The organism is Actinomyces sp. MRS3W (assembly GCF_032465695.1).
Lineage (GTDB): Bacteria > Actinomycetota > Actinomycetes > Actinomycetales > Actinomycetaceae > Actinomyces.
In genome coordinates this window covers 1-6,490 of sequence record NZ_JAWDJJ010000262.1, presented here as the reverse complement: position 1 = coordinate 6,490, position 6,490 = coordinate 1, and the positions used below count along the sequence as shown (strand labels likewise).

Here is a 6,490-nt window from a genome sequence, read left to right as displayed (position 1 = left end):
CGGGGACAGTGCTCGACGCCGGCCGGAGCCTGGCCGCGGAGGGACTGGCCGTACGCGTGGTCTGCCCACGCTGGCCGGTTCCCATCCCGTCGGCTGTAGTTGACATGGCACGGGAGAGCCGCGGAGTGCTCGTGGTGGAGGACGGGCTGGTCGAGGGCGGCGTGGGCTCGCAATTGCGCGACGCAGTGGAGGACGCGGCATTGGCAGACGGCTCCGAGAGCGTCCCGCGCGTGGCGCGAGTGGGGATCCCGCGGCGCTTCCTGCCAACGGCGAGCCGCGAGGAGCTGCTGGCCGACTTCGGCATGGACTGCGCGGGTATCTGCGCTACCGCCCGGCGCCTGGCGGGCCCGGAAGCCTAGACCCGGGCCGTTGCTCGCGTAGGACGGCGGTCCTAGGTGGGGTGTGCGCTCGGGAATGTGGGGGAGACGACGCCGAGCTGGTTGCTGTGGAGTGTCGATACGGAGCGCGTGCGGTGCCTCTCAGGCCACGACCCGGGCGCCGTGCCGGAGGTGGGATCTCGTCCGGATCGGTGTGTATCACGGGGATTCCGCGGTTCTGGAATGGGATGGGAAGGCCGGGCGAGGTGACATGCGGTGATCGCAGGCCTAGGACTAAAGTCCTAGGCTGGGAGTGAGTGGAGGCTTCCTGTGAGTGATCCCACCGGGCAGCTTCCGACGCGCATGACACAAGCCGGGACGTCTGGCCTAGTCTTAGGTCGACGGCGCAACGATGTACCGCCACGCCTCACAAGGGCGCATACAACCGAGTGGCCACGGCCACTCACCCTATAGGAGGGCACGGATGACAACCGAGGTCACAGCATCCGCCACGGCGGAGGAGACCACCAGCCGCGACGCGTGGGAGGGCTTCACCACGGGCCCGTGGACCGAAGACATTGACGTCCGGGACTTCATCCAGCGCAACTACACGCCTTACACGGGCGACGCCTCGTTCCTCGCCGGTGCTACCGACAAGACCCTGCGCCTGTGGGACACCCTGGAGAAGAAGTACCTGTCCGAGGAGCGCAAGGTGCGCATCCTCGACGTCGACACCCACACGCCGTCCGACATTGACGCGTTCCCCGCCGGCTACATCAGCGAGGACGACGACGTCATCGTCGGCCTGCAGACCGACTCCCCGCTCAAGCGCGCCATGATGCCCAACGGTGGCTGGCGCATGGTCGAGCAGGCTATCAAGGAGGCCGGCAAGGAGGTCGACCCCGAGGTCAAGAAGATCTTCACCCGCTACCGCAAGACCCACAACGACGCCGTCTTCGACATCTACACCCCGCGCATCCGCGCGGCCCGCTCCAGCCACATCATCACCGGCCTGCCCGACGCCTACGGCCGCGGCCGCATCATCGGCGACTACCGTCGCGTCGCCCTGTACGGCGTCGACCGCCTCATTGAGCTCAAGCAGAAGGCCAAGGACTCCGTCGCCGACCGCCCCTTCTCCGAGCACTGGGCCCGCTACCGCGAGGAGCACGCCGAGCAGATCAAGGCGCTCAAGAAGCTGAAGAACATGGCCGCCTCCTACGGCTTTGACATCTCCGGCCCGGCCAAGGACGCGCACGAGGCCGTCCAGTGGACCTACTTCGCCTACCTGGCCTCCGTCAAGTCCCAGGACGGCGCCGCGATGTCCATCGGCCGTCTGTCCGCCTTCCTCGACATCTACTTCGAGCGCGACCTCAAGGCCGGCATCATCGACGAGTCTCGTGCCCAGGAGCTCATCGACAACATCGTCATGAAGCTGCGCATCACTCGCTTCCTGCGCACCACCGACTACGACCAGATCTTCTCCGGTGACCCGTACTGGGCCACCTGGTCGGACGCCGGCTTCGGTGAGGACGGTCGCCCGCTGGTCACCAAGACCTCCTTCCGGCTGCTGCAGACGCTGCGCAACCTCGGTCCCGCTCCCGAGCCGAACATCACCATCTTCTGGAATGAGGACCTGCCCCAGGGGTACAAGGACTTCTGCGCGCTCATCTCCATCACCACTTCGGCCATCCAGTACGAGGCGGACGAGCAGATCCGTGAGCACTGGGGCGACGACGCCGCGATCGCCTGCTGCGTGTCCCCGATGCGGGTCGGCAAGCAGATGCAGTTCTTCGGCGCCCGCGTTAACTCCGCCAAGGCGCTGCTGTACGCCATTAACGGCGGCCGCGACGAGATGACCGGCAAGCAGGTCGTCACCGGCCTGCCCGGCATTGAGGGCGACGGCCCCCTCGACTTCGACGAGGTCTGGGACAAGTACGAGAAGATGCTCGACTGGGTGGTCGGCACCTATGTTGAGGCCCTCAACATCATCCACTACTGCCACGACCGCTACGCCTACGAGGCCATCGAGATGGCGCTGCACGACTCCGAGATCGTGCGCACCATGGGCTGCGGCATCGCCGGACTGTCGATCGTCGCCGACTCGCTGTCCGCGATCAAGTACGCCAAGGTGACCCCGGTGCGCGACGAGACCGGCCTGGTCGTCGACTACGTCACCGAGGGCGACTTCCCGATCTACGGCAACGACGACGACCGCGCCGACGAGATCGCCGCCACCGTGGTCCACACGATCATGTCCAAGATCAAGGAGCAGCCCTTCTACCGCAACGCCATCCCGACCCAGTCGGTGCTGACGATCACCTCCAACGTCGTCTACGGCAAGGCCACCGGCTCTTTCCCGTCCGGACACCAGAAGGGCACCCCCTTCTCCCCGGGCGCCAACCCGGAGAACGGCATGGACACCCACGGCATGGTTGCCTCCATGATGAGTGTCGGCAAGCTCGACTACAACGACGCGCTTGACGGCATCTCCCTGACCAACACGATCACCCCCCAGGGGCTGGGCCGCACGCTCGACGAGCGCGTCGCCAACCTCGTGGGCATCCTCGACGCCGGCTTCGTCCCCGACGACTGCGCCGAGGTCTGACCCGGCCCGGGTGGGGCCACGCAGACCATCCGAATACACACATTCACACACCACCAGAAAGGGGCCGATTATGGCCACGTACGAAGAGCGCCTGGAGTCCATGAAGGCTCAGCGCGACGACAATGGCGGCGTTAAGGGCCTGTACCACGCCAACATCAACGTGCTCGACCGCAGCACGCTGGAGGACGCCATGGAGCACCCGGAGAACTACCCGAACCTCACGGTCCGCGTCTCCGGCTACGCCGTCAACTTCGTCAAGCTGACGCGTGAACAGCAGCTCGACGTGCTCAACCGCACCTTCCACGCCGGCGCCTGAACCGGAACGGGTGAGGGACTCGGATGACTGAGGCCATCACCCCGGTGCAGGCGGGCGGCCGGGACCAGGACTTCCTGGCCCCGGCCGCCCGTCTGCGCGGGGCCGGAATTGGTGCGCTCGAAGAGCTGACCGACCTGGAGCGGTCGGACCGGCTCGCCCGTATGCGCGAAGGCTCCTTGGGCTCGATTCACTCCTGGGAGCTGGTCACCGCTGTCGACGGTCCGGGCACGCGCATGACCATCTTCCTCAACGGCTGCCCGCTGCGCTGCCTGTACTGCCATAACCCGGATACCTTCCTCATGCGGGATGGCGAACCGGTCGAGGCCGACGAGATCCTGCGTCGCATCAGGCGCTACCGGAACGTCTTCAAGGCAACCGGCGGCGGCATCACCCTGTCCGGAGGGGAAGTGCTCATGCAGCCCGCCTTCGCCGGCCGCATCCTGGCCGGCGCCAAGGCGATGGGCATCCATACCTGCATCGACACCTCCGGGTACCTCGGAGCCAACGCCTCGGACGAGATGCTCGACAACATTGACCTGGTGCTATTGGACGTCAAGAGCGGTGATGAGCAGACCTACAAGAAGGTCACCGGGCGTGAGCTCGCTCCAACCATCACCTTCGGCGACCGGCTGGCGGCCAAGGGCATCGAAACCTGGGTGCGCTTCGTGCTCGTGCCCGGGCTCACGGACGATCCGCAGAATGTTGAGAACGTGGCCCGCATTGTCGAGCGGTGGCGGCCGGTCGTCTCCCGCGTCGAGGTACTGCCCTTCCACCAGATGGGCACCGACAAGTGGGACGCCCTCAAGCTGGAGTACAAGCTGCGCGACACCCGCCCGCCCGAGCCGGAGCTGGTGGAGTCCACGCGGCAGATCTTCCGCGAGCACGGGTTCACCGTGCACTAACAAACCCCTTGCGTGAGCAAGCTGTGACTCAAGCTGTGCGGTTTGGGCACTGACGACGGCGTGTCGTCGGCTTATCATGTGATATGGCCGACAACGCCGTCGGCGCTGCCAACCGCATGAGGGGTCGGACATCATGGCCCGAGTTGTCGTTCTCGGCGCAGGAGTCGCGGGGCACACCGCCGCCCTGTACCTGCGTCGCCTGCTGCCTCGCGAGCACCAGGTGGTGGTGATCAGCCCCAACTCGCAGTGGAACTGGATCCCCTCCAACATCTGGGTGGGAACCGGCCGGATGCGCAAAGAACAGGTGCTCTTCCCCCTGGCGCCGGTCTACCGGCGCCAGGGGATCATCTTTCACCAGGCCAAGGCCACAGCGCTTTATCCCGAAGGCCATCCCAGCGCCACGGACTCACGGCCCCAGGTCGAGCTGGAGTTCACGGCCCCGGCCCGCAGCGGGGAGGTGAGACGGCTCGCCTACGACTACCTCATTGATGCCACCGGGCCCAGGCTGAACTTCGGGGCCACACCGGGGCTGGGACCGGAGGACGGATACACCTGGTCGGTATGCACCGCCGCCCACGCCGACCAAACCGCCGCCGAGTTGCGCAAGGTCATCGAGCAGGCACGCGCGGGCCACCCGCAGCGCCTCGTCGTCGGCACCGGGCACGGCACCTGCACCTGCCAGGGCGCCGCCTTCGAATACGCCTTCAACGTTGACTTCGAGCTGCGGCAGGCCGGAGTGCGCGACCGGTGCGAGGTCGTCTACCTCACCAATGAGTACGAGCTGGGTGACTTCGGCGTCGGCGGCATGCGCTTCCGCCACGAGGGCTACCAGACCACCTCGCAACTATGGACCGAGTCGCTGTTCCGCGAACGGGAGGTCAAGGCCATCACCGGGGCAGCCGTCACCCGGATCGAACCGGGCAGCCTCACCTATGAAACCGTCACCGGAGACACTCACACCCTCGCCTTCGACTTCGCCATGCTGCTGCCGCCCTTCGAGGGCCAACCACTCAAGGCCTACAACCGGCGCGGCGAGGACATCACCGACGTCGTCTTCGCCCCCAATGGCTTCATGAAAGTCGATGCCGACTACACGCCCAAGCCCTATGCGCAGTGGAGTGCAGCCGATTGGCCGAAGACTTACCAGAACCCGACCTACCCCGAGCTGTTTGCGGCCGGCATCGCTTTCGCACCACCGCACGCCATCTCCCGCCCGCGCGTGTCTCCCGCCGGCACGCCGATTGCGCCGGCACCGCCGCGCACCGGCCAGCCCGCAGGCACCATCGGCCGGGCCTGCGCCGAGTCGATCGTTGACCGCATCAAGGGGCGGGACGTGCCCCTTCACGAGGCCTCGATGGCGCGTATGGGGGCTTCCTGCATTGCGTCCACTGGCGCCAATCTGCGCACGGGCTCCGCTGCCACCATGATCATGTACCCCGTTGTACCCGACGTGCAGAAGTACCCCCTCACGGGGCGGCACCCGTATCACACGCGCGGCGAAATCGGGCTGTTCGGTCACTGGATCAAGTACATGCTCCACTACCTGTTCATCTACAAGGCCAAGGCCCTGCCGGGCTGGTTCCTCATTCCGGAGTGATTGACATGACGACCCCGACCGTCTCCGCGCGTGCTGCGCATTCACCGGGCCCCGATGAACTCGACCCGCTCGAGGCCGAGCGCATTGCCGGAGCGCCGCTGCCCACCCCGCAGACGCTGCTGCGCCGCCGCTTCATCCCCTACCAGGTGTACAAGTTCGCAGAGACCAACCTGCGCATCGCCGACATTGTGCTGCGCGAACGGCTCGGGCTCTAGCCATCAAGGGTGTGGGAGAGCGGCTCCGCCACCTGCTCAACCTGCCAGGGGCGAGCGCCCAGCTCCTGCAAGCGGGCGGCGATGGCCGCAACGGACACGTCGGTGCGCTCGCCCGCGGCTGCAGCCTCGCCAAGATCCCAGGCGAGGCGCCGCTGCACCTGGGTGCCCAGGAGCAGTTCGTGCGGGATATGCACCTCGTCGGCGCGGGAGCGTACCGCCGCACGCACCTGTTCCAGCATGAGCGCGGCCTGCGGGTGGTGACGACTCCAGGAACGCGGCTGCGGCAGCTCCCCGGGCGCAAGCGGCGGATGCCGCGTGGGCAGCTGCTCCTCCGGCAGGGCCAGGGCGCGCTCGACCGCCTGCCACCACAGGTCCTCATGCTGACGCGCCGACCGGGAGGAGAACTCCCGCAGCGCCGCCAGCCGACGGCGCGAGGACGGCTGGGCTACTGCCGCGGCCACGAGGGCGCGGTGCGGCAGTACCTTCGACGGCGTCACATCGAGCTGGCGGGCCAGCTCCTCCCGGACGGTCCACAGCT

7 protein-coding genes are annotated in these 6,490 nt (G+C 67.0%); 6 read left to right on the top strand and 1 reads right to left on the bottom strand.

All coding sequences use genetic code 11. The annotated features are described in order from the left end of the window. From RWX45_RS09960 to RWX45_RS09935, 6 genes are all read left to right on the top strand, one after another. Positions 1–359: transketolase C-terminal domain-containing protein (locus tag RWX45_RS09960; RefSeq protein ID WP_316023571.1), on the top strand; the 359-nt coding region annotated here is incomplete at its 5' end. Positions 360–801: 442 nt separating this feature from the next. After that, on the top strand, positions 802–2,922 hold the full coding sequence (gene pflB, locus RWX45_RS09955; RefSeq protein ID WP_316023570.1) for a formate C-acetyltransferase: 2,121 nt from the start codon (positions 802–804) through the stop codon (positions 2,920–2,922). 70 nt (positions 2,923–2,992) lie between these two features. Next, a complete protein-coding gene (grcA2, locus tag RWX45_RS09950; RefSeq protein ID WP_136194409.1) occupies positions 2,993–3,238 on the top strand; it encodes an autonomous glycyl radical cofactor GrcA2 in 246 nt (81 codons plus the stop codon). A gap of 23 nt (positions 3,239–3,261) precedes the next feature. Beyond that, on the top strand, positions 3,262–4,140 hold the full coding sequence (gene pflA, locus RWX45_RS09945; protein WP_316023569.1) for a pyruvate formate-lyase-activating protein: 879 nt from the start codon (positions 3,262–3,264) through the stop codon (positions 4,138–4,140). Positions 4,141–4,273: 133 nt separating this feature from the next. Continuing rightward, on the top strand, positions 4,274–5,737 hold the full coding sequence (locus tag RWX45_RS09940; protein ID WP_316023568.1) for an FAD/NAD(P)-binding oxidoreductase: 1,464 nt from the start codon (positions 4,274–4,276) through the stop codon (positions 5,735–5,737). A 5-nt stretch (positions 5,738–5,742) separates the two neighbouring features. Continuing rightward, a complete protein-coding gene (locus RWX45_RS09935) occupies positions 5,743–5,952 on the top strand; it encodes a hypothetical protein (protein ID WP_316023567.1) in 210 nt (69 codons plus the stop codon). Here RWX45_RS09935 and RWX45_RS09930 read toward each other — a convergent pair. Continuing rightward, positions 5,949–6,490, bottom strand: a 542-nt coding sequence (locus RWX45_RS09930) for an HRDC domain-containing protein (RefSeq protein ID WP_316023566.1), incomplete at its 5' end; no start/stop codon positions are given. The two genes, RWX45_RS09935 and RWX45_RS09930, sit on opposite strands and share 4 nt — an antisense overlap.